Annotated in this window: 26 protein-coding genes; 11 read left to right on the top strand and 15 right to left on the bottom strand. The window is 60.7% G+C overall.

Annotated elements, in window-relative coordinates; genetic code table 11:
• The first annotated feature begins 26 nt into the window (after positions 1 to 26).
• Positions 27 to 533, top strand: coding sequence for a single-stranded DNA-binding protein (locus ACS4RS_RS18760; protein ID WP_439009755.1), 507 nt, complete (start codon positions 27 to 29; stop codon positions 531 to 533).
• Between the two features lie 86 nt (positions 534 to 619).
• On the opposite strand, the gene ACS4RS_RS18755 is transcribed toward ACS4RS_RS18760, so the two are convergent.
• A complete protein-coding gene (locus tag ACS4RS_RS18755; protein ID WP_012557663.1) occupies positions 620 to 1267 on the bottom strand; it encodes a MarC family protein in 648 nt (215 codons plus the stop codon).
• Positions 1268 to 1516: 249 nt separating this feature from the next.
• On the opposite strand from ACS4RS_RS18755, the gene gyrA reads away from it, so the two are divergent.
• The gene (gyrA, locus tag ACS4RS_RS18750) at positions 1517 to 4342 is read left to right on the top strand and encodes a DNA gyrase subunit A (RefSeq protein WP_439009756.1); all 2826 of its coding nucleotides are present in this window, start codon (positions 1517 to 1519) and stop codon (positions 4340 to 4342) included.
• Between the two features lie 440 nt (positions 4343 to 4782).
• On the opposite strand, the gene ACS4RS_RS18745 is transcribed toward gyrA, so the two are convergent.
• A complete protein-coding gene (locus ACS4RS_RS18745) occupies positions 4783 to 4938 on the bottom strand; it encodes a hypothetical protein (RefSeq protein ID WP_439009757.1) in 156 nt (51 codons plus the stop codon).
• A 93-nt stretch (positions 4939 to 5031) separates the two neighbouring features.
• The gene (locus tag ACS4RS_RS18740) at positions 5032 to 5358 is read right to left on the bottom strand and encodes a hypothetical protein (RefSeq protein WP_439009758.1); all 327 of its coding nucleotides are present in this window, start codon (positions 5356 to 5358) and stop codon (positions 5032 to 5034) included.
• Positions 5359 to 5463: 105 nt separating this feature from the next.
• Here ACS4RS_RS18740 and coaD point away from each other — a divergent pair, with 105 nt between their 5' ends.
• The 5 genes from coaD to tgt all read left to right on the top strand — a co-directional run bounded on the left by coaD (position 5464) and on the right by tgt (position 9469).
• Complete coding sequence (coaD, locus tag ACS4RS_RS18735) at positions 5464 to 5958, top strand: pantetheine-phosphate adenylyltransferase (RefSeq protein ID WP_012557666.1); 495 nt, start codon at positions 5464 to 5466, stop codon at positions 5956 to 5958.
• A gap of 90 nt (positions 5959 to 6048) precedes the next feature.
• A complete protein-coding gene (locus ACS4RS_RS18730; protein WP_439009759.1) occupies positions 6049 to 6621 on the top strand; it encodes a peptidylprolyl isomerase in 573 nt (190 codons plus the stop codon).
• Positions 6622 to 6649: 28 nt separating this feature from the next.
• On the top strand, positions 6650 to 7159 hold the full coding sequence (locus ACS4RS_RS18725; RefSeq protein ID WP_439009760.1) for a peptidylprolyl isomerase: 510 nt from the start codon (positions 6650 to 6652) through the stop codon (positions 7157 to 7159).
• A gap of 79 nt (positions 7160 to 7238) precedes the next feature.
• Entirely contained in the window at positions 7239 to 8342 is a 1104-nt protein-coding gene (gene queA / locus ACS4RS_RS18720) for a tRNA preQ1(34) S-adenosylmethionine ribosyltransferase-isomerase QueA (protein ID WP_439009761.1), read from the top strand.
• Complete coding sequence (gene tgt, locus ACS4RS_RS18715) at positions 8339 to 9469, top strand: tRNA guanosine(34) transglycosylase Tgt (protein ID WP_439009762.1); 1131 nt, start codon at positions 8339 to 8341, stop codon at positions 9467 to 9469. The genes queA and tgt overlap by 4 nt, the downstream gene beginning before the upstream one ends.
• A gap of 2 nt (positions 9470 to 9471) precedes the next feature.
• On the opposite strand, the gene ACS4RS_RS18710 is transcribed toward tgt, so the two are convergent.
• From ACS4RS_RS18710 to ACS4RS_RS18665, 10 genes are all read right to left on the bottom strand, one after another.
• Positions 9472 to 10554 carry an acyltransferase family protein gene (locus tag ACS4RS_RS18710; protein WP_449313779.1) on the bottom strand — a complete coding sequence of 361 codons (1083 nt, stop codon included), beginning with the start codon at positions 10552 to 10554 and terminating at the stop codon, positions 9472 to 9474.
• Positions 10555 to 10660: 106 nt separating this feature from the next.
• A complete protein-coding gene (locus tag ACS4RS_RS18705) occupies positions 10661 to 11089 on the bottom strand; it encodes a DUF4864 domain-containing protein (RefSeq protein WP_439009763.1) in 429 nt (142 codons plus the stop codon).
• 80 nt (positions 11090 to 11169) lie between these two features.
• Positions 11170 to 12435, bottom strand: coding sequence for a beta-ketoacyl-ACP synthase II (gene fabF, locus ACS4RS_RS18700; RefSeq protein WP_439009764.1), 1266 nt, complete (start codon positions 12433 to 12435; stop codon positions 11170 to 11172).
• A 13-nt stretch (positions 12436 to 12448) separates the two neighbouring features.
• Complete coding sequence (locus tag ACS4RS_RS18695) at positions 12449 to 12955, bottom strand: winged helix-turn-helix transcriptional regulator (protein ID WP_449313778.1); 507 nt, start codon at positions 12953 to 12955, stop codon at positions 12449 to 12451.
• 57 nt (positions 12956 to 13012) lie between these two features.
• On the bottom strand, positions 13013 to 13546 hold the full coding sequence (locus ACS4RS_RS18690; protein WP_439011806.1) for an NUDIX domain-containing protein: 534 nt from the start codon (positions 13544 to 13546) through the stop codon (positions 13013 to 13015).
• Between the two features lie 130 nt (positions 13547 to 13676).
• Entirely contained in the window at positions 13677 to 14498 is an 822-nt protein-coding gene (locus ACS4RS_RS18685) for an inositol monophosphatase family protein (RefSeq protein WP_439009765.1), read from the bottom strand.
• A 32-nt stretch (positions 14499 to 14530) separates the two neighbouring features.
• Complete coding sequence (locus ACS4RS_RS18680; protein ID WP_439009766.1) at positions 14531 to 15592, bottom strand: ATP-binding cassette domain-containing protein; 1062 nt, start codon at positions 15590 to 15592, stop codon at positions 14531 to 14533.
• Positions 15589 to 17820: an ABC transporter permease subunit gene (locus ACS4RS_RS18675; RefSeq protein ID WP_439009767.1), complete on the bottom strand. Its 2232-nt coding sequence runs from the start codon at positions 17818 to 17820 to the stop codon at positions 15589 to 15591. The genes ACS4RS_RS18680 and ACS4RS_RS18675 overlap by 4 nt, the downstream gene beginning before the upstream one ends.
• A gap of 88 nt (positions 17821 to 17908) precedes the next feature.
• Positions 17909 to 18934: an ABC transporter substrate-binding protein gene (locus ACS4RS_RS18670; protein ID WP_449313777.1), complete on the bottom strand. Its 1026-nt coding sequence runs from the start codon at positions 18932 to 18934 to the stop codon at positions 17909 to 17911.
• 116 nt (positions 18935 to 19050) lie between these two features.
• Positions 19051 to 20043: an ABC transporter substrate-binding protein gene (locus ACS4RS_RS18665; RefSeq protein WP_449313977.1), complete on the bottom strand. Its 993-nt coding sequence runs from the start codon at positions 20041 to 20043 to the stop codon at positions 19051 to 19053.
• A 236-nt stretch (positions 20044 to 20279) separates the two neighbouring features.
• Here ACS4RS_RS18665 and ACS4RS_RS18660 point away from each other — a divergent pair, with 236 nt between their 5' ends.
• Positions 20280 to 21020 (top strand): response regulator transcription factor, encoded by a 741-nt coding sequence (locus ACS4RS_RS18660; RefSeq protein ID WP_012557678.1) that lies wholly within the window; start codon positions 20280 to 20282, stop codon positions 21018 to 21020.
• Entirely contained in the window at positions 21017 to 23104 is a 2088-nt protein-coding gene (locus ACS4RS_RS18655; RefSeq protein WP_439009768.1) for a two-component system sensor histidine kinase NtrB, read from the top strand. The genes ACS4RS_RS18660 and ACS4RS_RS18655 overlap by 4 nt, the downstream gene beginning before the upstream one ends.
• Positions 23105 to 23129: 25 nt before the next feature.
• Here the strand turns inward: ACS4RS_RS18655 and ACS4RS_RS18650 are convergent, their stop codons facing one another.
• Entirely contained in the window at positions 23130 to 23432 is a 303-nt protein-coding gene (locus ACS4RS_RS18650) for a hypothetical protein (RefSeq protein WP_439009769.1), read from the bottom strand.
• Between the two features lie 11 nt (positions 23433 to 23443).
• Between ACS4RS_RS18650 and ACS4RS_RS18645 the strand changes: the two genes are divergently transcribed.
• Positions 23444 to 23722 carry a hypothetical protein gene (locus tag ACS4RS_RS18645; RefSeq protein WP_439009770.1) on the top strand — a complete coding sequence of 93 codons (279 nt, stop codon included), beginning with the start codon at positions 23444 to 23446 and terminating at the stop codon, positions 23720 to 23722.
• Positions 23723 to 23774: 52 nt separating this feature from the next.
• On the opposite strand, the gene ACS4RS_RS18640 is transcribed toward ACS4RS_RS18645, so the two are convergent.
• Positions 23775 to 23963, bottom strand: coding sequence for a hypothetical protein (locus ACS4RS_RS18640; protein ID WP_439009771.1), 189 nt, complete (start codon positions 23961 to 23963; stop codon positions 23775 to 23777).
• Between the two features lie 208 nt (positions 23964 to 24171).
• On the opposite strand from ACS4RS_RS18640, the gene ACS4RS_RS18635 reads away from it, so the two are divergent.
• Positions 24172 to 24567: a hypothetical protein gene (locus ACS4RS_RS18635; protein ID WP_439009772.1), complete on the top strand. Its 396-nt coding sequence runs from the start codon at positions 24172 to 24174 to the stop codon at positions 24565 to 24567.
• Positions 24568 to 24755: the final 188 nt, after the last annotated feature.

The raw sequence follows: 24755 nt of genomic DNA, 5'->3' as shown, positions 1-24755 counted from the left end.
GCAGGGCGGCAGGCAGGGTGAGAAGCATGGCTGGTAGCGTAAACAAGGTAATTCTGATTGGAAACGTCGGTGCGGACCCGGAAATCCGCCGCACGCAGGATGGCCGGCCGATCGCCAATCTCCGTATCGCGACCTCGGAGACCTGGCGCGACCGCAATTCCGGCGAGCGCCGTGAAAAGACCGAATGGCACACCGTCGTCGTCTTCAACGAGGGCCTCTGCAAGGTTGTCGAGCAATATGTGAAGAAGGGCGCCAAGCTCTATATCGAAGGCCAGCTGCAGACCCGCAAATGGCAGGACCAGCAGGGACAGGACCGCTACTCGACGGAAGTGGTGCTGCAGGGCTTCGGTTCGACCCTGACCATGCTCGACGGCCGCGGTGAAGGCGGCGGTGCAAGCTCCGGCGGCGGCCGAGGCAGCAACAACAATGATTATGGCGATGACTACGGCGCCCCGGCTCCCTCATCATCGCCAAGCCGCGGCGGTGGCGGCGGCAACTTCTCGCGCGATCTCGACGACGACATCCCGTTCTGATCCGCCGCTTTTCCCAGCTCTATAGACTATCCGAGAGCATGATGCCTTTGATGGCGTCGTGCTCTTTTTCTTTGGTTTTGCACCGATCAGTGCGGCGTCGCGCTGATCAGATTGAGCGCCGCTTTTGCGCCGTCGACGACGAATTGCACCGCAAGGGCGGCGAGGATGACGCCGAGGAGCCGCGTCAGGATCGCCCGGCCGGTGACGCCGAGGAAGCGGTCGAGCCTATCGGCGATCAGCAGCATGAGAAAGGTCAGCAACAGATTGGCGGCGATGACGGCGATGAACTGGGCCTTTTCGACGGATGTCGGCAGTGTGCCGGCAAGCAGGATTGTCGCCGAGATTGCGCCCGGGCCGGCGATCAGCGGCAAGGCGAGGGGAAAGACGGCGATATTCTCGATATGATCCTTGGTGACAGCCGCCTCGGTGGCCTTCTCCTTGCGCTCCTGGCGCCGTTCGAAGACCATCTCGAAGGCGATCCAAAAGAGCAGCAATCCGCCGGCGATGCGGAAGGCGCCGATCGAGATCCCGAGCACGCCGAGCACGCTCGCGCCGAATAGCGCGAAGACGGCAAGGATGATGAAGGCGATGGTCGAACCGCGCAGCGCCACCTGCGTGCGCTGGGCGCGGCTCATGCCGGTCGTCAGCCCCAGGAAGATCGGTGCGAGCCCCGGCGGATCGATGGTGACGATGAGCGTCGTGAAGGCGTTGATCAATTGGTCGGCGCTTGCCATCGTCCCTCGAAAACCCCATATAGTCACGTGGTTTTTATGCCTGGTTTTGGTGATTGTGAAGCGGCGATTCCGATTTGGCAAATGTCCCGCGGCGGCCGGCGGCGGATTTGTCCGCTGCGACCGCGCGACTTGCATGTTTTACCCTCTTTAAGCCGCAAAAGCCTGTTCAAAACGCCCCGTGAAATTGGCGCGGCAACAGGCTTTCCGCTATAAATCTTCAAGTGATTCTAGAAGAGATCGTGATCTGTTTTGACTGAGCAAACACCCCCCGGCGGCGGGAAGCTCCCGCCAGGCATCGAGCCCATCTCCATCATGGAGGAAATGCAGCGGTCGTATCTCGATTACGCCATGAGCGTCATCGTCAGCCGCGCGCTGCCCGACGTGCGCGACGGCCTGAAGCCCGTGCACCGGCGCATCCTCTACGGCATGTCCGAGCTCGGCATCGACTGGAACAAGAAATACGTCAAATGCGCCCGCGTCACCGGTGACGTGATGGGTAAATACCATCCGCATGGCAATTCGGCGATCTATGATGCGCTGGCCCGCATGGCCCAGCCCTGGTCGCTGCGTCTGCCGCTGATCGACGGCCAGGGCAATTTCGGCTCGGTCGACGGTGATCCGCCGGCGGCCGAACGTTACACCGAATGCCGCCTCGAAAAGGCTGCCCATTCACTGCTCGACGATCTCGACAAGGAAACCGTCGATTTCCGCGACAACTACGACGGCACGCTCTCCGAACCGGTCGTGGTGCCCGCCAAGTTCCCGAACCTGCTCGTCAACGGCGCCGGCGGCATCGCCGTCGGCATGGCGACCAATATTCCGCCGCATAACCTGTCGGAAGTCATCGACGGCTGCATCGCGCTGATCAACGATCCCGCCATCGAGCTGCCGGACCTGATGCAGATCATTCCCGGCCCCGACTTCCCGACGGGTGCGAAGATCCTCGGCCGTGCCGGCATTCGCTCGGCTTATGAGACGGGCCGCGGTTCGGTCATCATGCGCGGCGTCGCGGCCATCGAGCCGATGCGCGGCGACCGCGAGCAGATCATCATCACCGAGATCCCCTACCAGGTGAACAAGGCGACGATGATCGAGAAGATGGCCGAGCTGGTGCGCGACAAGCGCATCGAAGGCATCTCCGATCTGCGCGACGAATCCGACCGCCAGGGTTATCGTGTTGTCGTCGAATTGAAGCGCGACGCCAATGCCGAGGTCATCCTCAACCAGCTTTACCGCTATACGCCGCTGCAGACGTCCTTCGGCTGCAACATGGTGGCGCTGAACGGTGGCAAGCCGGAGCAGCTGACCCTGCTCGACATGCTGCGCGCCTTCGTCTCCTTCCGTGAGGAGGTCGTTAGCCGGAGAACGAAATTCCTGCTGCGCAAGGCGCGTGACCGCGCTCATGTGTTGGTCGGTCTCGCCATTGCCGTCGCCAATATCGATGAAGTCATCCGCGTCATCCGTCAGGCGCCCGATCCGCAGTCGGCACGCGAAGAACTGATGACCCGCCGCTGGCCGGCCGAAGATGTCGAAAGCCTGATCCGTCTGATCGACGATCCGCGCCATCGCATCAATGAGGACCTGACCTACAATCTCTCCGAAGAGCAGGCCCGCGCCATCCTTGAACTGCGCCTTGCCCGCCTGACGGCGCTTGGCCGCGACGAAATCGGCGACGAACTCAACAAGATCGGCGAGGAAATCAAGGATTACCTCGATATTCTCTCTTCGCGCGTCCGCATCCAGACCATCGTCAAAGACGAGCTCATCGCAGTGCGGGATGAATTCGGTACGCCGCGACGCACCGAGATCGTCGATGGCGGCCTCGAAATGGATGACGAGGATCTGATCGCCCGCGAGGACATGGTCGTCACCGTCTCGCATCTCGGCTATATCAAGCGTGTGCCGCTGACCACCTATCGCGCCCAGCGCCGCGGCGGCAAGGGTCGCTCCGGCATGACTACCCGCGACGAGGATTTCGTTAGCCGGCTATTTGTTGTCAATACGCATACGCCGGTCCTGTTCTTCTCCTCGCGCGGCATCGTCTATAAGGAAAAGGTCTGGCGCCTGCCGATCGGAACGCCGACCTCGCGCGGCAAAGCGCTGATCAACATGCTGCCGCTCGCCCCCGGCGAGCGCATCACCACCATCCTGCCCTTGCCCGAGGACGAGGAGAGCTGGGATAATCTCGACGTGATGTTCTCGACGACGCGGGGCACCGTTCGCCGCAACAAGCTGTCGGATTTCGTCCAAGTCAACCGCAACGGCAAGATCGCCATGAAGCTCGAGGAGGAGGGCGATGAAATCCTCTCCGTGGAGACTTGCACGGAAAATGACGACGTGCTGCTGACGACGGCGCTCGGGCAGTGCATCCGTTTCTCCGTCGACGATGTCCGCGTCTTTGCCGGCCGCAACTCGATCGGTGTGCGCGGCATCAGCCTTGCCGGCGGCGACCGCATCATCTCAATGACCATCGTCCGCCATGTCGACGCCGAGCCGTGGGAACGCGCCGCCTATCTGAAGCGCGCCGCCAACGACCGCCGCCTGACGACGGGCGAGGCCGAGGAGATCGCGCTGGTCGGCGAGGAGGTCACCGAAGAGGGACAGCTCTCCGACGAGCGTTACGAGGAGCTGAAGCAGCTCGAGCAGTTCGTGCTCACCGTCTCTGAAAAGGGCTTCGGAAAGCGTTCGTCCTCCTATGACTTCCGCATCTCCGGCCGCGGCGGCAAGGGCATCCGCGCCACCGACACGTCGAAGACAGGCGAGATCGGCGAACTGGTCGCGGCCTTCCCCGTCGATGACGGCGACCAGATCATGCTGGTTTCCGATGGCGGCCAGCTGATCCGCGTGCCGGTCGGCGGCATCCGCATCGCCAGCCGCGCCACCAAGGGCGTCACGATCTTCTCGACGGCCAAGGACGAGAAGGTCGTCTCGGTCGAGCGCATCAGTGAGCCTGAGGAGGAGGAGACGGAGGAGGTTGTCGAGGTCGCCGAAGGCGGCGCCGCTGCGACCGACGAAGGTGCAGCCGGTGAGGCGCCGATTGCCGATGGTGATCGGGCCGGGCCGGCCGAGGAATGATCATATGAACGGGGCGGCGTCGGGCCGCCCTTTTCTTTTCAAGCAAAAGCATGTCGCGTAAAAGTGTGCAGCGGTTTTGCGATAACGACCCGCGTAGATACAAAGACCCAAAGCGCAAGGAGCAATCTGAAAGATCGCGACGCGCTTTAAGGGATGGTTCAAGATCAGTCCCAAAGAAAAAGCCGGAGGCTGGGTGCATCCGGCTTTGAAAGGCCTTGGGCAGCGGAAGGGTGCCGCTCAAGGTGGGGAATTGCTTGGAAAAAGGAAGGTCAGAACGCTCTATGTTTTTCGTTCAGCGCCTTTACCTCTTCACCTTCGCGCCGGAGCGCTGATATCGTCGAGGCTACAGACACTATGAACATGATGCTGATAAGGGCGGTGAGCACTGTCAAGATCGTGAACATAGGCATTCCTTTCCTGGGGAGTTGCGTTCTCGCCCCTCAGTACTGGCCCAGTACGGCCGTCCGGGCCGAAGCATAGGGACCATAAACCTTGGACGCATCAATCTTCTGATCATAGAGAGCGACAGTTGCGGTCAGCATGCCCGTGACCATTACCATCCAGAGCACGTTAATCATCGTAATCTTGCCGGGCATCTTTAGTCCTTCCTGCCGCGATAATCGCATCTATGTGTCGGTTGAATGAACGCATCCGTTTTAAAATGGTTCCGCCGGATGTTGACGGGGTGTTTACCAATGCCGATCTGAAGCCTCCTTGAATGTGCCGTTCATCTGGCGTTCAGATTCGAACCTCGTTTTTTCGCGCAGCCGGCCTTGGGCGCGCACGATCGCCGCATGCTCTGCAAGCGCCGGCCGCACCCAGCTCACCTCGTAGCGGTCGGCGAAATAGCCATAGGCCATCTCGGCGGCGAGGGAGGAAACGACGGCAAGTGCAACGAGCACGATCAGCATGGACTTGGTCTTTCGGGGAGCGCCGGATGCCGGAATGGCATCGGCTGCGTTGATGATCCGAGTTAAGCAGATCCTGTCTGAAACCGCCTTGAACGAGCCATTCATCCGCCGTTCAACCGTCCGGGATGATTGGCCAAATCACTTGCGGCCAAATGACTTGCGGGAAGGCGGCATCCGTGACAAAAGGCGTCAAACCAACGGTCGGGCCAGATGACGACAGCTTTTTATCCCGGGTCCTTCGACCCGATCACCAATGGGCATGTGGATGTTCTGGTCCAGGCGCTGAACGTCGCCGAAAAGGTGATTGTTGCGATCGGCATTCATCCCGGCAAGGCGCCGCTCTTTTCCTTCGAGGAGAGAGCCGAGCTGATCCGCCTTTCCCTGGCTGAAGTGCTGCCCGGCAAGACCGGCGACATCGACGTCGTCGCCTTCGACAATCTGGTCGTCGATGCCGCCCGCAGCCATGGCGCCACGCTTTTGATCCGCGGTCTTCGCGACGGCACCGATCTTGATTACGAAATGCAGATGGCCGGCATGAACCGGACGATGGCGCCTGATATCCAAACCATCTTTTTGCCGGCGGGCACGGCCTCGCGGCCCATTACCGCCACATTGGTCCGCCAGATCGCCGCCATGGGCGGCGATGTCAGCGCCTTCGTGCCGGCCGCCGTCTTGCAAGCCCTCACATCCAAGCGCCCAGACTGACAAGTACGACGTCTAACAAGTACAAAGTCTGATAAGTACCAAGTCCAGCAAGCGCAAAGACCAGGCGGAACCCGCCGCAACGGAGCCCACATGAAACTCTTTTATCTCGCATTTGCCGGCGTGTTGTATCTCGCCTCCTTCGCGGGGGATGCCTTCGCCCAGTCGGCCGATCATTATCTCACCATCCAGTTGAAGAACGGTCCCGTCGTCATCCAGCTGATGCCTGAGGTTGCGCCGAAGCACGTCGCCCAGATTGAGGCGCTGGCCAAGAAGGGCGAATATGACAACGTCGCCTTCCACCGCGTCATCGACGGCTTCATGGCCCAGACCGGCGACGTCAAATACGGCAATATGGAAAAGGGTTTCGATCCGAGCCTCGCCGGCACCGGCTCCTCCGACATGCCGGATATTCCGGCCGAGTTCTCCAAGACCCCGTTTGTGCGCGGCACGGTCGGCATGGCCCGTTCGCAGGACCCGAATTCCGCCAATTCGCAGTTCTTCATCATGTTTGATGACGGATCCTTCCTCAACGGCCAGTATACCGTCGTCGGCAAGGTCGTTTCCGGGATGGAGAATGTCGACAAGATCAAGCGCGGCGAAGGCCAGAACGGCGAAGTCAAAAGTCCCGACCGGATGATCAAGGTCACCTTGGGTAAGAAGTAAGTTACGAGAGAAACAAGAGGAGAAGACAATGGCCGAGATCAAGGATCCCGAAAACACCATCATTCTGGAAACCACCAAGGGCAAGATTGTCATTCAGCTTTTGCCGCAGGTCGCCCCGGAGCATGTCGCCCGCATTAAGGAACTCGCCCGCGAAAAGGCCTATGACGGCGTCGTCTTCCACCGCGTCATCCAGGATTTCATGGCTCAAACGGGCGACGTCGAATTCGGCAAGAAGGGCTCGGAAACCTTCAATCCCGGCCGCGCCGGCATGGGCGGCTCCTCCAAGCCAGATCTAAAGGCCGAATTCTCTGCGACCACGCATACGCGCGGCACCTGCTCGATGGCCCGTTCACAGAACCCGAACTCGGCCAATTCGCAGTTCTTCATCTGCTTCACCGACGCGCCCTGGCTGAACAAGCAGTATTCCGTCTGGGGCCAGGTCATCGAAGGCATGGACAACGTCGATAAGATCAAGCGCGGCGAGCCGGTTTCCGATCCGGACTCGATCGTCTCGATGCGGGTTGCCGCCGACGTCTGATTGTGATTTCTGCTGAAACCCGCTCTTGCGCGTGCGCAACCGCGTGGGGGCGGGTTTCGCTTTGCCTGAAAGTGCCGTTATGCGCGTAGACCTTTTCGATTTCGATTTGCCGGATGAACGCATCGCCTTGCGGCCTGCCGAGCCGCGCGACAGCGCGCGCCTGCTCGTCGTCAATCCCCATGCGGAAAGCAGGCCCCATGCGGAAAGCGTGTTCTCCGATCATCGCGTCGGCGATCTGCCATCCTTCCTGCGGGCGGGCGATGCGCTGGTCTTCAACGATACCAAGGTCATTCCCGCCCAGCTGGAAGGCATTCGCCATCGCGACGGCGCCGGCGGCCAGCAGGTGTCGGCAACGCTGCATATGCGCGTCGGGCCGAGCCGCTGGAAGGCCTTTGCCAAGCCCGGCAAGCGCATCAAGGAGGGCGACCGCATCGCCTTCGGTCATTCAGCCGAAAGCTGCTTCCTCGGCTCGCTCGATGCCACCGTCGAGGAGAAGGGCGAGGCCGGCGAAGTGACGCTTGCCTTCGATCTTTCCGGCCCGGCGCTCGACGAGGCGATCGCCGCCGTCGGCCATATTCCGCTGCCGCCCTATATCGCCGCCAAGCGCCCCGAGGACGAGCGCGACCGCGCTGATTACCAGACGATCTATGCCCGCGAAGAGGGCGCCGTCGCTGCCCCCACCGCCGGCCTGCATTTCACGCCTGCGCTGTTCGAAGCGCTCGACAGAGCCGGCATCGAACGTCATTTCGTCACGCTGCATGTCGGCGCCGGCACCTTCCTGCCCGTGAAGGCTGACGATACCAACGATCACAAGATGCATCTTGAAAGCGGCACTGTCAGCGCTGAAATCGCCGCCCGGCTGAATGCCGTCAAGGCAAGGGGCGGGCGCATCGTCTGCGTCGGCACCACCTCGTTACGGCTGATCGAAAGTGCTGCAGAAGAAGGCGGCGAGATCCGCGGCTGGAGCGGCGCCACCGGCATTTTCATTACTCCCGGCTACCGCTTCAAGGCTGTGGACATGCTGATGACGAATTTCCACCTGCCGCGCTCGACGCTGTTCATGCTGGTCTCGGCCTTCGCTGGCTTCGAAACCATGCACGCGGCCTATAAACACGCCATTTCGACAGGCTACCGCTTCTACTCCTATGGAGACGCGAGCCTTCTTTTCCGGAAAGACAAATGACAGAGAACTTCCAGTTCACCTTGAAGAAGACCGATGCCGGCGCGCGCCTCGGCGAGATTTCCATGCCGCGCGGCACGATCCGCACGCCGGCCTTCATGCCTGTGGGTACCGTCGGCACGGTCAAGGCCATGTATCTCGACCAGGTGCGCGAAACCGGCGCCGACATCATCCTCGGCAATACCTATCACCTGATGCTGCGTCCCAGCGCCGAGCGTGTCGCCCGCCTCGGCGGCCTGCACAGGCTGATCCGCTGGGAGCACCCGATCCTGACGGATTCCGGCGGCTTCCAGGTCATGTCGCTCTCCGGCCTGCGCAAACTCGACGAGCAGGGCGTCACCTTCAAGTCGCATGTCGACGGCAGCCTGCACCATATGTCGCCGGAGCGTTCCATCGAAATCCAGGGGCTGCTCGGCTCCGATATTCAGATGCAGCTCGACGAATGCGTGGCGCTGCCGGCCGAGCCGAAGGAAATCGAGCGCGCCATGGAAATGTCTCTGCGCTGGGCCGAGCGCTGCCGGGTCGCCTTCGGGGAGCAGCCTGGAAAGGCGATGTTCGGCATCGTCCAGGGCGGCGACATTCCGGCGCTGCGCATCCGCTCGGCTGAGGCGTTGAGCCAGCTCGACCTCAAGGGTTATGCGATCGGCGGCCTTGCCGTCGGCGAGCCGCAGGACGTCATGCTGCAGATGCTGGACACAACGCTGCCCGTGCTCCCCGGGGAAAAGCCGCGTTACCTCATGGGCGTCGGCACGCCGGATGATATCCTGAAATCGGTCGCCCGCGGCATCGACATGTTCGACTGCGTCATGCCGACCCGTTCCGGCCGCCACGGCCTGGCCTTCACGCGCCGCGGCAAGGTCAATATCCGCAATGCCCGCCATGCCGAGGATATGCGCCCGCTCGACGATCAGTCGAACTGCCCGGCCTCGCGCGATTATTCACGCGCCTATCTGCACCATCTCGTCCGCTCCAACGAAGCGCTCGGCGGCATGTTGCTCTCCTGGCACAATCTCGCCTATTACCAGGAACTGATGCAGGGCATCCGCAAGGCAATCGCCGAAGGCCGCTTCGCCGATTTCATGGCGGAGACGATGGAGGAATGGGCGAGGGGCGATCTCGACCCGGTGTAAGGCTAGCTCGCTCCAGCGCGGCTCTCCGCGGGAAGCTCTGATGCTGGTCTTGGGGCAATCACGATTTTGAGTTTTTTGCGCACTGGCTCGTCGAAGTGGGTGGCGACGATGCCGGCCATGATGAAAATCGCTATCACGACGACCATACCGGCTGCAGGGGATGCCGGGAGGTCAAAGCCCTTTTGCCGCAGCAAATGCAGCAACTCGAAGATGGGCGCGTGCAGGATATAAATCGGATAGGAAACGATCCCCAGCCAACGAAATGCCAGTTCGACAAAGCCGGTCTGCCTCGTGCGCATTGCGACCCAGACAATGGCCGGGAAAATCACCAAGCATATGAAAAGATCAAAATAGGGAAAACCGTAAAATGTGCTGGCGGGTATATTCGTGATCACAATCAGGCAACCACAGAGGAAAATGCCGACGGTGTTGCCTCTATTGGCCGCATTCGGCGGCCGAAGCTCGTGAAACCTTTGAAGGCAGATCCCGAGCGAGAACGAGAACAAAACTCTCGAGAAGCCAAATCCGAAGTAGCCCGCCTGATGGCCAATGTCGAAATTGCCTCCAACGGCTCCGTACAAGGTGATACCCGCTGTCCCGAGGGCGATGGCGAGCAAGCTTCTGGATGAAAGTCGCACCAGAAGAATGGAAAACAGCACTCCAGCCCAGAGTTCGAAGAAGAGCGACCAACTCGGCCCGTTTAGCGGAAAGGCGCCGCCCGTGCCTGCATTTGGAATGAACAGAATCGCCCTCAGCAGAAGGCTGGCCAAGGTTAGGTAATCGAAGCCGAATTGAATTGAATAGCTGACAAGGCCAACAGGAAGAGAAAGCAGATAAACAGGATAAAGCCGAATGATCCGCTGCAGCAGAAATCTGGCAGGCGAAATCTGTCCCGTTGCCAGTTGCCTTTCGTATGAACTTGCAAGAACGACGCCGCTCAAGAGAAAGAAGAGATCAACGGCAAGGTAGCTGATATTGACAGGTATCGGACCAAGCGTGCCGCCGGTGTGTAGAAACATGACCATGATGGCCGCGAGTCCCCGCAACGCTTCAATAGCCGTGAAAAATCGCTTGCCAGTATTCAACCTGCCAATCCTCCGCTGGCGGATTTTTACTCCAGCACGATTTCAAAATAGTTAGTGCAACGGATCCAGGTGCTGGGCAGCGTTTCATCCAGCCAAGAATAGCGCGTTAGATCCCCTTGCTGTCGGCATCCGGCATGATCTGCACGCCGTTGATCCTGTAGCTGCCATCCGGCTGGCGGGTGATCTGGTAGATCGCCGTCCAGTCCTTGCCGTCGCGGCCTGAGATCAGCACCTCATGATAGATCAGCGCGCCGTTGTCGATCGAGCGGCTGCGGCCGAAAGCGTAGTTGCCGGGATGATAGACCGGCTCGTAGCTTTTCTTCACCATGGCGAAGAACAGGTTCTTGTCGGGATACATCGCCCTGATGCCGGGAGCGGCGAAGGAATATGCGGTTTCGGCGTCGTCCTTGAGGAACGCCGCGATCTGTTCTTCGATCATCGTCCGCGTCGTCTCGATCGGGTCTTCGGCGCGCGCCGAGACGGTGGAGAAGAGGGACGCGGCACACAGAATGACAACTGCGAAGAAGGCGCGCATGGTGGATCTCCAGCTGTATCGGAGAATGATCCCCGATAGAGCAGAAGTGTAGGCGATTTTTTACTTAAGAAAAGCGGACTTTACGACCAGCGGCGGAAGAGGGCGCTGGCATTGACGCCGCCGAAGCCGAAACCGTTGGTGATGGCATAGTCCATGGGCAGCGGCCGCGCCGTCTTGCCGACGATATCGATCCCATCGGCGGCGGCATCGGCCTGATCCAGGTTGCGGGTCGGCGGCGCGATCTGGTCGCGCAGCGCCAGGATGGTGAAGACCGCCTCCAGCCCGCCGGCAGCACCCAGCAGATGGCCGGTCGCCGATTTTGTCGCGCTGACGGCGATGCCGCCATTGCGGCCGAAGACCGTGGCGATCGCCGCGATCTCGCCTTTGTCGCCGACCGGTGTGGAGGTCGCATGTGCGTTGAGGTGCTTGACCTCCGATGCCGGGATATTCGCCTGCCGGAGGGCTGCCTCCATCGCCCGGCGCGCGCCGTCGCCGTCTTCGGGGCCTGACGTCATGTGATAAGCGTCTGCCGCCGTGCCGTAGCCGACGAGTTCGGCCAGCGGCGTCGCTCCGCGGGCAAGCGCATGCTCAAGTGTTTCGATGACCAGGATGCCGGCGCCTTCGCCCATGACGAAACCGTCGCGCGCCGTGTCGAAGGGCCGCGACGCCAGGTCCGGCGTCTCGTTGAAGCCGGTGGAAAGGGCGCGCGCTGCGGCAAAGCCGCCGAGGCTCACCTTGTCGAAGCACGCCTCGGCGCCGCCGCAGATCGCCACATCCGCTTCGCCGGAGCGGATAAGCCGCGCCGCATCGCCGATCGCCTGGACGCTGGCCGCACAAGCCGTCACCGGCGCGCCGAGCGGGCCCTTGAAGCCGTAACGAATGCTGACCTGACCGGCGGCGAGATTGACAAGGAAGGAGGGCACGGTGAAGGGCGACAGCCGCCGCACGCCGCGCGTTTCGCCGATCCGCACCGCTTCCGCGATCGCCGGAAAACCGCCGACCCCGGAGGCGATGATCGTCGCGGTGCGCTCGCGTTTCGCTTCGTCGACCGGCATCCAGCCGGCTTGCTTCACCGCTTCCTCCGTGGCCGCCATGGCGAACTGGATGAAGCGGTCCATCTTCTTCTGGTCCTTGGGCGTGATGTAACGGTCGGGATCGAAACCGGCCTCGGCATTCTCGGTGATATCAGGAACGATGCCGCCGACCTTGGCCGGCAGCTCTCCGACGACATCGTCCGAAAGCACTCTCAGCCCGGAGCCGCCGTCAAGAAGGCGCCTCCAGGCGAGCTCGACGCCGGTGCCGAGCGGCGAGACAAGTCCCATGCCGGTGACGACGATGCGATCCATGATATATTCCTCTCTATGCGTCGATGCCGAGATACCAGGCGCGCATGCGGGCGATCCGCTCGTGCACCGCGTCGTCGGCTGCCGGGCCTGCCAGCAGGCTGGTGTTTTCGGGAGTCACTTCTTCGCCGGTCCGTGCGTCGACCAGCACCGCCTCGCGCTCTTTGCCGGAGGCGGCGTCGCCGAGCAGAAAGGCAAGATCTTCCTCCGGAATGTGCCGGCTTCCCCAGGAAAACAGCGTCATCAGCACTGGAAAGAAATCGCGGCCCTTGTCCGTCAGCCGATATTCGTAGCGGGCAGGGCGCTGATGATAAAGCCGCCGTTCGAACAGCCCCTTATCAGTGAGGTGTTTCAACCGCCGCGTCAGGATGTTCGGCGCAACGCCGAGGCTCTTCTGGAAATCGTCAAAGCGCGACAGCCCCTGAAAGGCGTCGCGCAGGATGAGGATGCTCCACCAGTCGCCGACGCTGTCGAGCGCGCGCGCCGCCGGGCATTTGAATTGACTGAAGCTTGTCCGCTGCATAGGGATGTCACTACAGCAGTGACTATCATCATGCAAGTAACTAATGGAGGACAGCCGTCAGCGGGGATCGCGCTTCGTGCGCCGGCGAACTTCGAATTCGACGAGCAGCGATTTCAGTTCGACCTCACGAACGCGTCGTGCCGCTTCATCGGGGTTGACCCATTCCAAAATGCGCTGGCCTTGCTCCTTGAAGTCGTTGCTGATCTCGATGACTTCAACCTGAAACAAATCGACGATGCAGGGAGCTACGTCGCCATCGTCGAGGTCTTTCAGATAGGTGTAGCGACCGACCGGTTTCTTCCTCACCGTCCCGCGCACGCCTGCTTCCTCCCAGGCTTCGATCGCCGCCGCTTCAAACGGCTTCTTCCCTTTCATCGGCCACCCTTTCGGAATGACCCAGCGCGCACTCTCGCGCGATGTGATTACCAGGATTTCGATTCCCGGTCCGTCATCGATGTAGCGGAAGCAAATCGCGCCGTACTGTTGGCGGAATGCACCCGAAAACAGCTTGGCAGGAACGGCGGCGAGCTGCCGCAGCAATGGCTGAGACTTGTCTGGTCGAGGCTTGCTGCGTTTTCTCGGAGTCTTCATCGCGAGTGGGGGTTGTTGAATTTGCTTGTTCTTCATCTGCCTGCTCGTGTTCATGGCAGATTATGACAATCAGTTCTACGAGCAAACATCCGCCATTGTCAGCCGCGCGCTCGCCGCCGCCTAGCCTGCTCTACAATCCGGTCCTATGGCCGTCGCGCAGATTGTGAATCGCCAACAATTCGGGATATGCGGAAACATTGCTGGCAAGGACTGGATGCCCCTTGAACAAATCTTCCCCCTCGGTCGGAAAGGGCAGGCACTCGCCCCCTGCTTCTTTGACCAGGCAAAAGCCCGCCATGCAGTCCCAAGCCCGCATGTGAGGTTCGTAATAGCCGACAAGACGCCCTGCAGCCACATAGGCAAGCATGAGCGCTCCAGAGCCGTTCCGGATGAACGTGCCGCCGCTAGCAAGCAACGCCGTTATGATCGAGCCGACAACGTCTGGAGCGACGTGCGTATTGCAGCCGATGCCCGTCATGGCGTTCTGTATCGTGCGGGAGGGATCAAGCGACAGCATCCCGCCATTCAAGCTCGCTCCAAGGCCGGCGGCTGCGGCATAAAGCTCATTCGCACAGGGCGCTTGGATGACGCCGATGACCGGGACGCCTTGGTGGAGGACAGCGATCGAAACGCACCAGGTCGGCATGCCATTGACGAAGGGCGCGGTGCCGTCGATTGGATCAACAACCCAGGTGTAGCCGGAACTTCCCGCTTGATGGCCAAACTCCTCGCCGAGGAAACCGTCCTCGGGAATTGCTGCCGCAACCCGCTCGCGCAGAAAGGTCTCGACGTTCCGATCCGCGATCGACACGACGTCCTGAAGATCGCGCTTTGTCTCGATCACAAGAGTCTCGCGCTTGTTGAAATAGTCGAGCGCCAAAGCGCCAGCCTCCTCAGCAAGGGATTTGGCCAGGGCGAAGCGCCGCTCCAGGTCGGTGTCATGCATAGTCATGTTGCTATCCTTTATTTCGCATTCCAAATGTTTCAGGCGTTGATCAGCGCAATGCCACGGTTCTCGAATCCGAGTGTAACATCGCTCGAAGGCGGAAGATTTCTCTCAACGGCATGGTCGATGATGAACAGCGTCCCGACGTCGGTCTCGATTTCATATTCGACATGTCCGCCGAGATAGGCACTGTGGAGAACGCGTCCAGCCAGGCCCTCCTGGCCGGGCGGTGCTATGGTGATCGATCCGGGCCTGACAGCAAGTTTCGCCATGCCGGGCTTTGCGCTGCGCCCCGGCAGGCGATGGTCGACACCGGCCACGCGGATGAGCGCCTCCGCACCTTCAATGCGGACCACCTCGCAGGGGATGACATTGGCCTCGCCCATGAAATCGGCGATGAAGGAAGAGGCCGGCGCTTCGTAAAGCTCGCGCGGCGTCCCGGACTGGGCGATCTCGCCATCCTTCATGACGATGATGCGGTCGGATACCGCCAGGGCTTCATCCTGGTCGTGCGTGACATAGACGGCGGTGAAACCGAGCCGCTGCTGCAGTTCGCGGATTTCCGTACGGACCCGGCGGCGCAGACGCGCATCGAGATTGGAGAGCGGTTCGTCGAGCAGCAGCACCTGCGGCTCGAGCACAAGTGCGCGGGCAACCGCAACGCGTTGCTGCTGGCCGCCGGAAAGCTCGGCAGGCAAGCGATGGCCCATGCCCGCAAGGCCGACGAGCTTCAATCCTTCCTCGGCCTTTTCCCGCGCTTCCTTCTTGCCGAGGCCCGACGACTGCAGACCGTAGGCGACGTTATCGAGCGACGTCATGTGCGGAAACAGGGCATAGGACTGGAAAACCATCGAGACATCGCGCTCATTGGCGGGCAACATAGTGACATCCGCACCGCCGATCAGAATGCGTCCGGATGTCGGATGCTCGAGCCCGGCCAACATGCGCAACGTCGTTGTTTTGCCGCAGCCGGATGGGCCGAGCAACGTTACCAGCGTGCCTGGGTCGATGGTCAGAGACAGGTCCGGAATGGCCGTGAATGTACCGAAAGTCTTGCGCACGTTCTGAAAGGTGACGGAACCGGGTTTGACGGTGATCATGCAGTTTTCTCCTGACCGAGAGGAACAGAGGGGGCTGAGCTGGCGCCGGCGACGCGATTTTCGCGGCGCAGGCGGCGTTCGCCGACGATAAGCTGGAAGCCGGCGATGATGATGCTCATCACCACGATCAGCATGGATGAATAGGCGATCGCCACGCCGTATTCGCCATTCTCGACGAGGCCGACGATATAGGACGTGGCCATGTTGTATTGCGCGCTGACGAGGAAGATGACGGCGCTGATCGAGGTTATGGCGCGAACGAAGGAATAGACCAGGGCAGCGGTAATGGCTGGCCGCAGCAGCGGCAGGATCACCTTGCGGATCGTGCGGAAACTGTCCGCACGCAAAGTCAGCGACGCCTCGTCCAGGCTCTTGTCGAGCTGGCTCATCGCCGCGATCCCGCCGCGAACGCCGACCGGCATATTGCGGAAGACGAAGCAGAGGATGAGAATCAGCGCCGAGCCCGTCATCTCTACCGGAGGCAGATTGAAAGCCATGATGTAACTGACGCCGATGACCGTTCCGGGAATAGCAAAGCTCATCATCAGCGCGAATTCGAAGACGTTCCGACCGACGAATTTCTGCCGTACGATGATGTAGGCCGTCAGCAAGCCCACCGCAGCGGTCAAGGGCGCCGAAATGAGCGCGATCTCCATCGTCGTCCAGAAGGAGTTCCACGCCACACCGGTCCACGCAATCCCGCCATTGGCGAAACCGATCGAGAAGGCGCGAACGTAGTGGTCGAGCGTCAGCGTATTGTCGAGGCCCCAGGTTTTCACGAAGCCGCCGACCAGGATCATTCCATAGACGACGACGGTGAAAATCATCCATGGAACGACCACCGCATGCACGGCAATGGAAAGTCCGCGCGGCAAGGCGATATGGGCGCCGCTGTCGCCCTTGCCGGTGACCGTGGCGAAGCTCTTGCCCGATAACCAGAGACGCTGGGCGAGGAACGCCGAGAGAGTGAAGCAGAGGAGGACGATGGCCAGAACGGCCGCGCGCGACGGATCGTTCTGCGAGCCCACGACCGCGAAGAAGATTTCCGTCGAAAGCACGCCATGCGTGCCGCCGAGCACGAGCGGATTGCCGAAATCGGCCATGCTCTCGATGAACCCGATCAGGAAGGCATTGGCGAGACCCGGCTTCATCAACGGCAGCGAGACGCGCCAGAATGTGCGCCAGCGACCGGCACGCAGGGTCTGCGATGCCTCCTCCATCGACGGGCTGACGCCTTCGACGACGCCGATAAGGACGAGGAAGGAGATCGGCGTGAAGGAGAGGACCTGGGCAATCCAGATGCCTGTAAGCCCATAGAGCCAGCGGCCTGGCTCGATACCCAGGAGGCTCGACAAGGCCTCGGTGATGACCCCGGCGCGCCCGAACAGAAGCGTCAGCGCCAAGCCGATGACGAAGGGCGGTGTGATGATCGGCAGCACCGTCAGCAGGCGCAATCCCTTTTTGAACGGAAAGCGCGTGCGCGTCGCCACCAGCGCAAAGCCGAGGCCGAGCAGGGTGGAGCCGGTAGCGGTCATGAGGGCGAGAAGGAGCGTGCGCCAGGCAACGCCGCAACGTTCTTCGCCCGCTATGCAGCCCAGGCTCCAGATGCCGGGGTCCTGAATGTTGCGTAAAAGACCATCCGGATTGAAGGAGCCATCGAAGTCCTGCACCGAAGCGATGAACATGCTGCCGATCGGGTAGAAAACGAAGACGGTGACCAGGAACGCAAGAATGGAAATCGAGCCGACGATGAAGGCGTCTCCCTTCATCACCCCACGTTCGGCCAGTCCGAACGCAAAGAGAAGAACGAAGACGAGCGCCAAGAGGACCGCGCCGGCGCCCATCGAAGGCTGTCCCTGGGACAACATGCCGAGCAGGTTTTCACTGATTGCCCAGGTCCAGCCGGAAAATCCGATCGCCAATCCCTGCAGACACAGGAAGACAAGGCCGACGGCGCCGATCCAGGCGAGCAGCGTTCCGCGCCGCATCGGATCGCGCACCAGACGCGCCACATAGCCGAGGAGAAAGAGCAGGACGACCCCGGCAAGCCAACTTCTTTCATGCTGCAGGATTTGCAGCAGCCCTGGCGCCGTATCAACGGAGAACGGGAATGCAGACAGCCAGTTGAATCCGAAGAAGCCGCCTTCGATGCGATACCACGGGATCAGAATCAGGGCAGCCGCCCCTAGGCCAAGGACGATGTCCAATCGGCGATTGCCACGTCTCATGGCATACCTCGCTTATTTCACGTTGATATAAGGGGAGAACGGGGCGGCATCCTGGATTCCTCCGGGATGCCGCCCAATTCATCGATCTTCAGTTGGCAATGGCGCCGACTTCCCGGTCCCAACGCTCCAGCAGGGCCTTGCGCTTGGCGGGATCGCCATAGGTCTTGAAGTCGTAGTCGATCAGCTTGATGTCCTCGAACTTCGGAGCTTCCTTCGGCACCTCCGCCGATTTGTTCGAAGGCAGCTGGAAGGACTTGGCATCCTTCATGCGCGACTGAACTTCGGGCCGCAGCGCCCAGTCGTACCAGACCTTGGCGTTGTCGAGATTGCGGGCGCCTTTGATGATCGACATGGAGCCGATTTCATAACCGGTGCCCTCGCATGGCGCGACCGACTTGACCGGAAAGCCTTCGGCGGTCTGGGCGACGGCGTCATGCATGAACACGATACCAAGGGCCGTTTCGCCCCGCGCCGCCGCCTTGACCGGAGCCGATCCGGACTTGGTGTACTGCGAGACGTTGGCGTTCAGCTTTTTCAGATAGTCGATGGCCTGGTCTTCGCCCATGATCTGCACCAGCGAAGCGAGTGCCGTATAGGCCGTGCCCGACGAGTTCGGATTGGCGATCTGGATTTCGCCCTTCAATTCCGGCGCCAGGAGATCGGCCCAGCAGCGGGGTTCCTTATAACCCTTGGTCTTGAAGATCTCGGTATTGTAACCCCAGCCGAGCGCGCCGGCATAGACGCCGACCGTTTTGAAGCCGGTGCTCTCCGCCTGCTTTTTGGCCCAATCCTGCAACTGGTCGAGCATCGGCGACTTGTATTCCAGCGTCAGGTTTTCCGATGCGGCCTGGACATGCGGATCACCCGTGCCGGCCCACCAGATGTCGGTCTTCGGATTGCGAGCCTCAGCGCGTATCTTGGCATAGGTCTCACCCGACGACAGGCGCACCATATTCACCTTGATGTCGTGAGCCTTTTCGAAGTCACCTTGCATCTGTTCGCAGATGACGACATCGGCGGAGCAGATGAGATTGAGCTCGCCGGCGGCCTGGACCGAACCGGCAGCCAACGCCGTTCCGGAAAAGAGAAGCGTGGAAAGAACTGTCAGTCGCATGGGTATCCTCCTGTTGCTTGCGTCTGAGAGGGGGTGGGCCAGCGACATAAGCGCTGCCCGTCGCGGCGCGTCGATCGCACCGTGTGTCAAGTGTCGGATGGAAGTTGGATCCCGGCCTATTGGGTCGGGGAAATCTCGGTGTCGAAACGGGTCAACAGCCGACTTCGCTCGTCGGACAAGCCGAATGTTGCAAAGTCATAATCCACCATCTTGATCATGGTGATGTCGGGGGCGGCCGGCGGCAAAGCCGCTTTGGCGTTCGACGGAACCTGATTCTGCCCGGCCGCGGCCCCTGTCGCCTGGCCTTCGGGGCTGAGGGCGAAATCGACGAAGGCCTGGGCTGCCCTGGCGTTGCGGCTACCCTTGACGATGCTGACCGCACCGATCTCGTAACCAGTCCCTTCGCAGGGTGCGACGATGACAAGAGGGGCGCCCGCTTCCTTCAAGGTGACCGCGTCATGCATGAACGAGATGCCGATCAGGATTTCACCACGGGCGGCAGCCTTTACCGGCGCCGAGCCGGCCCTGGTATACTCGACAATATTGCGGTTGAGCGCGGCCATGTACCGGAACGCTTCCTCTTCGCCGAGGAGTTGCACGAGCGTGGCGAGCATCGTGAAAGCCGTTCCGGAGGAATTCGGATTGCCGGACTGGATATGGCCGCGATAGGCCTCTTTCGTCAGGTCCTGCCAGCAGGTCGGGGCCGGAAGCTTCAGTGCTGCGAGGAGATCGGAATTGTAGGCGAAACCCAAGGCCCCCGCATATATGGCGGCCGAACGTGAGCCGGACATGGCAAAGAAGTTCTGCGCCCAAGGCAGCATATCGCGTTCATGGTCGGGCTGGTATCGATCGAGCAAATCCTCTGAGGCAGCCTGGAGATGGGCATCACCGGTTCCACCCCACCAGACATCCACTGTCGGATGTGATTTTTCTGCTCGGATCTGATCGAGTATATCACCGGTGCTCTTGCGAACCATCGAGATATCGATACCCGCCCGGGCTTCGAACGCTTTTTCCATGGTCATGCACCAGGCTTCGTCGACGCCGCACAGGACGTTCAATCTCGCCTCGGTTATGCCTTGGCTTGCGCCGCACAGCCAGAAAGCCATGCCCGCAGCAAAAGCGGTCAATGTTCTCACGCAAGCCTCCCTTGGAACCTTCCCGTTCCAATCTCCACAGCCAGCATGTCAGATCTTCACGTCACCGCAATCGAAGAATGGTTACCGATTTTTCACCGCCGAACCGAAGGACGTTACATTCATTACAAATGTGACAAACCTCATCATCAGCAAGTCTTTGAACATTAGGGTCGGCATGCCTATGATAATGCCGGGAGGATCAAGCGGTGCTGAATCAGAAGGTTAGAATTCTGATCGTCGAGGACGATCCTGATATGGCGGAGCTCATCTCCGATCTTGTTGAGGCCGAGGGGTGGATTCCGACCTGCGCGGGTTCAGCCGAGGAGGCGACCGATATTCTGGCCCGAGAGCAGATGCATCTGGTACTTGTCGATCATAACCTGCCGCGTACGTCCGGCCGGGCTTTCGCCCAAAAACTGAGATCAGAGATCAACATCGGCATTGTCATGGTGACGGCAGCCGGCAGCGCCGCCGATCGCGTCCTCGGCCTGGAAACCGCTGCGGACGATTATGTCGTCAAGCCGTTCGAACCGATCGAACTGACGGCCCGCATCAAAGCTGTGTTACGGCGAACCGTGCCGTCGCTGAAGCAGGAAAAGGAGAGCGAGCGGGAGCACGAACGTCCCTCTTTGCTGCTTGGCGATTGGGCCATCGATCTGATGGGCCGGCAAGCCGTCTGTCTCGCAGATCGCAGCAAAACGCTGACGACGGCTGAATTCGCCTTGCTTGAAATCCTTGCGCAAACCCCCAACCAGCCAGTCAGCCGGGCACAGATCCTCGATCGGCTTGGCTCCGAAAGCGATCGTTACATCGATCGCAACGTCGACGTCCTGGTTCTGCGGCTCCGGCGAAAGATCGAACGCAATCCCGACCTTCCGCGCCATATCAAGACGCGACGCGGAAAGGGCTATGTCCTGCACACCGGCGACGGCGAGCCGTCAGCGTGATCAGCCGCTCCTTTCTGTCGTCGATTGCCTTTCGCTTGCCTTTCGCGATCGCCTTCATCTGCTTCCTGGTGTTCAGTCTTTCAGCGATTGCGATCTACGGGCTGCAGCGCGCCCGCGACGAAATGGCTGCCTACGGCCTGCAGGCCTTCACGAGCCTCGCCAAGGCCTCGCTCGTTTCCCGGCAGGTATCCGATCTGGTGTCGAGCGCGCCCTTCCTGATGAACTCGACCTCGCCTTACCGGGTGGCGAGTGAGAGCCGCGCTGTCGTGCTGCAGGTCGACAGCCTGCTGAAGACGGCCGAGCCTCACGGAGCAGACCAGGCTGGCCGCGGCTTTGCCAGCACGAGGATGGTTGAGCTTCTCGACCTTATCAGGACACAGACGCTTGTGCTTGCCAGGGACGCCGACGCCGCCCAGAATCACAAGGCTGAAGCTGCGGCGGCGCTAGGGGAGGTGGCGACCGGCAAAGGCATTGTCGATCGCGATTTGCGCAGTCAGGTGAATGGAATCGTGCAGGCAGCTTCCACGTCAGACAGTCTTTTCCAGCTCGGCGAACTTCGCAGACGATACGTCGCGGATACGACGGCCGCGCAGGGGAGAACCGAACCCACCGAGCTTCAGCCGTATGAGCGCGTGTTCGAAGCTCAAACACGATACCTCTTGAACATGTTCGCGATCCGGGCGGCGGTCGCAAAACTGCATGCCGTCTCCCGCGACCTCTCCCATGCAACGGAGACGCAAAGCGATGCAGTTGCACGCCAGCTGAACGACGATCTTCTTTCGACCTCCGATGCCTTGAGCCGGCTTCTGGTCACCGTAGCTTTGGCTTTCCTGCTTGTGCTCGTCATGGCGATTTTCTCCATCCGGTCGGTCATGCGCGTGTCGCGGGGCATCGTCGCGCTGTCGAACGGCATGAATGCGCTCGCCAAGGGTGAAAGGGAAGTGGGCCCGCCAGCCTATGGCGGAGATGAAACGGAGCTTGTGCGTTTGCTGGATGCTTTCCGCGCTTTCAAGGACAGCGTGGATCGCGTGTCTCGATTGAGACGCACGGCAGAAGCCGCCGCTCGCACCATCCGTTCGACCTTTCGCAACATGAACGAGGGGATCGCGCTTTTCGACAAGATGGGGCGACCGATCACCATGAACAGGCGGATCATCGAACTGTTTGGCCACTCGGGTTCTGCGCGGAAATTGCCGCTGCGCCGGTTTGTCGAGCCCGTGCCGGAAATTGATCCCGCTTTGCTGCCCTCCGATCCGGATCGCGGCGCCCTGTTGGAACGTGCAGTCGTCCGCCATCGGACCGGTGACCAGCGCGTGATCGAGATCTCCGTGTCACGACAGCCGGAGGGCGGCATCGTTCTTCTGGCACGCGACGTAACGCTGATGGATCGACAGGAGGCGGAAGCGGCAAAGGTTCAGCGGCTGGACGGTATCATGCGCATGACGCATCAGGTGAGCCACGAGGTGGGCAACATGATCGGCATCATCACCGGCAGCCTCGGCCTTCTGGAGCGTGAAACCGGCTTCAACGATCGGCAGAAACGCAACATTGCCCGGATCCGCAAGGCTGCCGAGAGAGGACGGTCGCTGGCTGGCAGCATGTTATCGATCGGCAGCCAACAGCCCTTCTATCCAAGCCCGGTGGATGTCGCCAGCCTTCTCCGCGGGATGGCCGATATCCTGGAGATCGCCGTCGGTGCAAAGTGCCACATAAAGCTGGAGCTGGATGCTGACCTGCCGGTCGTATCGCTCGACGCGGCTCTCTTGGAACAGTCCGTTCTGAACCTCTGTCTCAACGCTTCGGCAGCGATGCCGCTGGGAGGCATCATCGTTATCGGCGCGACGGCAACGACGGAAATCTTGCTGATTTCGGTGACCGACAGCGGCATAGGCATGAGCCCAGAGGTGATAGACAAAGCTTTCGAGCCCTATTTCACCACACGAGGCTTCCACGGTGGAGCAGGGCTCGGCCTTGCCATGGTGTACGGCTTTGTCCGTCAGAGCGGCGGGGAGGCATCCATCTATTCCTCGCCTGGGCACGGAACGACCGTTAGGCTTAGCTTCCCGACCGATTTGCGCTCGTAATCAGCGGTCAGGAAGTGGCACTAAATTAACGCTCATCCCCCTCGAAAATTCGGGCGAGCGGGATGCCGGTGACAAGCATGCCAACTGCGACGAAGATTGTATCGCCCGGCGTACCGATATAGAGCGGCCCGATATTGGCGAACAGCAGGAAGGCAATCAGGAAATTCGCCCAGCCCCAGACGACATTTGCTATCGGCGAGCCGAGCTTGCCACGTTGCGAAAACGGGATGCGGAAGCGCCGGCCGCTGACGCCGTTGACGAAATGCGGGATGCCGTTGGTCAGAAATGCCGCGGCGATGAAATGAACGATATAGGCGATCCAGGGCAAGAACTTCTCCAATGCTGCAAGTGGCGTCAACGGAGGAATGTGGCCGGGAATGTCATGCCGGCAAGAGCGGGCTGGAAGTACGGGTGATGTGGCAGCCCACAACCAGAGGCCACGAAGTGAAGCGCCGCGAAACTGCCGAGATCCGCAACAGTGCCATTCTTTACGCCCATGATGAAGATCGGGTGGTCGTACTTCATCGGTGGAACAGCGGCGAAAACATCAGAGCCACGGCGAGAATGCTCGATGCCGTGCTGCCTGCATCAGGCGTCCTGGTTTTTCGCAGGCTGTGACGCATCGCGCGTCACGCCTTTTAAGGTAGCAGGCAATGAGCGCACACGGCGCTCAGGCAAACCCGATCGGCAGGTTTTCCAGTTTTCTGCCGGCACCGTAATCGCGCTCGTGCTGAGAGCGGCGGCGGCCATCGCGGCGAGCCGACAGATCGATCCGGTTTTCGGCAAAGATCCCATCGGCATAAGTGCCGGTGTCGTGGCTATCGGTGTCGATCTTGGGGGCAAGGATTTTCAGGATCATCGGGGTTCCTCCGCGGCGCACCATCAACACTCGGAAAGGCCGCTTCGTTGCCTTTATAAACTCTGAATTATTAATAAATTAACCATAAGCGTCACGGAAAGGCCCGGCGGTTGCCAAGGTCCGGGCCACACCGTCAGCGCTGGATGACCTTGCCGTGGAACTCACGGACGGTGATTGCCGTTGATATCGACGGACACAGGAGGTTTCCATGCAGTTGATCGATACGCGAGTGTCACAGGCCGGTGACATCTTCACCGTCGAATTCTTGGGCGAGGGAGGGGAATCGGTTTCCGTCAAGATCGACAACTCTCACGGCGATCTCGACCAATCCAAGGCCGTCGACCACGCCAAGGTGATGATGGTTCAGCTGACCAGCTTTGCCGACGGGGAGGCGGATGGCAGCATCAACCGTTACGATGCCTTGAGCAACGGCAATTTCGACGAAGGCAGCAAGGGCCTGATCGGCCAACCGAGCGCACGTTCGACGCACGACAGCGCGGTGCTGGAGGAAGAACTCAATGAAGGTCTTGAGGACAGCTTCCCGGCAAGCGACCCTGTCTCGGCAACGGTATCGTCCATTCCCGCCAACGGGCGACGGCACTGATCCCAGCGCGTTTTGAATTCCAAATGCCGGAGAAGGCTGCCCGTTGCGGCGGGCACCCTTCCTTGCATGACAAATAGATGTCAGAACTGAGAAACAGCTGAAAACATCAAGTGTCTGATTGACATGGGAGCCTTCTAGAGAGGGCCCGAGAAGGGAGTGCGCACGACGCGCTCCTAAGGTCTCGGAGA

This window comes from Rhizobium sp. F40D2, assembly GCF_051810745.2.
In the GTDB taxonomy this organism is placed as follows: Bacteria; Pseudomonadota; Alphaproteobacteria; order Rhizobiales; family Rhizobiaceae; genus Rhizobium.
This window is presented reverse-complemented; position numbering and strand designations above follow the sequence as displayed.